Below are 811 nucleotides of genomic sequence, written 5' to 3' on the forward strand. Positions count from 1 at the left end.
CCTCCTGACTCACACCACTGCGGACGAAATCGCCCCGCTCCCCGGTCAACGACGGGAAACTCGACAGCAGCCGTTTCGTGTACTCGTGCTGCGGGGTCCGGTAGATCTCCTCCGCCGTGCCCTGCTCCACGATCCGCCCCTGGAGCATCACCGCGATCCGGTCACTGATCTCGATCAGCATCGGCAGGTCATGCGTGATGAAGATCACCGCGAACCCCAACCTCTCCCGCAACCGCATGATCTCCCGGATGATGCCCCGCTGCACCACCACATCCAACGCCGTGGTGGGCTCATCCATGATCATCACCTGCGGATCGAGCGCCAACGCCATCGCGATCATCATCCGCTGCCGCATCCCGCCCGACAGCTCATGCGGGAAACTCGTCAGGCGGTTCGGATCCACCCCCACCAGCGTCAGCAACTCCTCCGCCCGCTCCCGCTTCGCCCTCTTACTCATCCCCGGACGGTGCGTGTCGAAGATGTCGAAGATCTGCGCCCGCACGGAGATCACCGGATTCAACGAGTTCATCGCCCCCTGGAACACCATCGAGATCTTGTCCCACCGGAACGCCCGCAACCCCTCCCCATCCAGGCCCACCACATCGATGTCGTGACCATCCCGGTCATGGAACACGATCTCGCCCTGGGTCATCAACGCCGGAGCCTTCAACAACCGGTTCATCCCATACGCGAGCGTCGTCTTCCCACACCCCGACTCCCCCGCCAACCCCAGGATCTCGCCACGGTTCAGCGTCAACGACACATCGCGGACAGCCTTGACCGGCGGATCCACCTCGTACTCGATCGACAC

At 63.4% G+C, this 811-nt stretch carries 1 protein-coding gene; it reads right to left on the reverse strand.

Annotation, left to right across the window (positions count from 1 at the left end; translation table 11 throughout):
* Window positions 1–811, reverse strand: an 811-nt coding sequence (locus DW297_RS11060; protein ID WP_240744593.1) for an ABC transporter ATP-binding protein, incomplete at both ends; no start/stop codon positions are given.

This window comes from Microbacterium sp. PF5, from assembly GCF_004794315.1.
GTDB classification, from domain to species: Bacteria; Actinomycetota; Actinomycetes; order Actinomycetales; family Microbacteriaceae; genus Microbacterium; species Microbacterium sufflavum.